This is a genomic window from Pseudomonas sp. Sample_9 (genome assembly GCF_004307535.1).
Classification (GTDB): Bacteria; Pseudomonadota; Gammaproteobacteria; order Pseudomonadales; family Pseudomonadaceae; genus Aquipseudomonas; species Aquipseudomonas mercuritolerans.
In genome coordinates, this window is the sequence record NZ_RAZO01000390.1 from 39,016 (window position 1) to 40,592 (window position 1,577).

General features: G+C 51.6%; 2 protein-coding genes. Both read left to right on the forward strand.

The window, feature by feature from the left end; translation table 11 throughout:
- Nucleotides 1-142 precede the first annotated feature (142 nt).
- Nucleotides 143-472, forward strand: coding sequence for a YceK/YidQ family lipoprotein (locus tag D6877_RS22620; RefSeq protein ID WP_178083736.1), 330 nt, complete (start codon nucleotides 143-145; stop codon nucleotides 470-472).
- Nucleotides 432-1,331, forward strand: coding sequence for a DUF3800 domain-containing protein (locus D6877_RS22625; RefSeq protein WP_130912170.1), 900 nt, complete (start codon nucleotides 432-434; stop codon nucleotides 1,329-1,331). Before D6877_RS22620 ends, D6877_RS22625 begins: the two co-directional genes overlap by 41 nt.
- The last annotated feature ends 246 nt before the right edge of the window (nucleotides 1,332-1,577 follow it).

The window sequence follows — 1,577 nt, forward strand, 5'->3', positions numbered from 1 at the left end:
GGTCCACTGCGAAACGGAGTCTGTGGGCAGTAACGGACAAAATACAGCGATCTGTCCTACAACTTCTCCAGAAGCCATGAACTGTGCCCTGCTCGGGCTCGATGCTAATTTGCCTGACGATCTCGGAGGGCAAATCTTGGACATGAAGAAATTTCTGACGCTGGGCGTAATATCTGCAGTTCTCTCAGGCTGTGGCAGTGTCTCGACCGTTTTACAGGGCGACGCCGATGCTGCCCGTGACCTGCGCAAAAAGAAGACCTACTGCCAATCGATTCCGCGCATCTACAGTGGCCTGGCCTTCGATTTTTGCACGCTGAATGCGCCCCCCGATCCTACGGGAATGCTGGCGCCCTTTGTGTTGCTTGATCTTCCTCTATCCGCCGTGTTCGATACCGTTTCCTTGCCCTATACGATCTACCGGCAAATCGAGGATGGCAATCTCAGTATCTATTGGCGTCCCAATCGCGGGTGACGTTGTGCAGTTTTCTCGTTTTGAAAATCGGGGCGAAGTGCGCGAGGTTCTTGAAGGCGTAGAGCCTCAGCACGCCGACGCGAGATACAGTGACTTCGTCATTTATGTTGATGAAAGCGGTGATCACGGAATGCAGCGGTTGGACCCTTACTATCCAATTTTCGTACTCGCCTTTTGTGTGTTTCATAAGCGCCACTATTGCGAAAAGGTCATCCCAGCCGTTCAGATGTTCAAGTTCAATCACATGGGACATGATCTGATCGGGCTGCATGAGCTTGAGATTAGAAAAGAAAAAGGCGCTTTCTCTAGTTTGTTTACCTCAAAGGCGCATAAGCATGCTTTTCTTGCCGAATTGACCAGCATCATTGAGGCCAGCAATTTTGTTTTGATCAGCTGTGTTATCGATAAGGCTCCACTCTGCGAGAAGCAGGGTTCTCTAGAGAATCCGTATCATCTGGCGCTCGGCTTCTGTCTTGAAACTTTGTACGATTTTTTATCTGAGAAGGGTCAGCACCGCGCATCAACACATGTGATTTTTGAGCGCCGAGGAAAGCGGGAAGATAACGAGTTGGAGCTGGAATTTCGCAGAATGTGCAGTGGTGCCAATCGAATGGGCGTGCAACTGCCGTTCGAAATAGTCTTCGCCACAAAGCAGGTCAATTCCACCGGCTTACAGCTGGCTGATCTTGTTGCGAGACCCATTGGTATGAGTGTTTTGAGGGCGGGTCAGGAAAATCGCGCTTTCGAAGTGCTCAAACGCAAGTTTTATTGCAGCGGTGGGCGCATAAACGCTGGAGAAGGTTTCGAAAATTGGGGCTTGAAGATTTTCCCGCCTCCAAAAAGCGAAAAGCCCCGGTGATCTCACCGAGGCATTAGCGCCGACCGGGATCCCCCAGTCCATTTGAGTTGGAGTCTATTGCGACGTCCAAAGCCTGTCAACGTGGCGACTGCCTGTTCCTGCTAGAGGCTTGCGGGCGCTTTTACGCTATAATCCCGCCCTTTAGCTGCCACTCGCCCTGTGCGAGGGCACATCAATTTTCAAGGCGCATCGCGCCTGCATGCAGACTAAAGAGGCTAGACCCCTGTGGCATTGACGATTCTTGGC

Excerpts from the sequence above, each read along its gene's own strand:
- D6877_RS22620 (WP_178083736.1), top strand. The coding sequence starts at position 143 with ATGAAGAAATTTCTGACGCTGGGCGTAATATCTGCAGTTCTCTCAGGC.
- D6877_RS22625 (WP_130912170.1), top strand. The coding sequence starts at position 432 with ATGGCAATCTCAGTATCTATTGGCGTCCCAATCGCGGGTGACGTTGTG.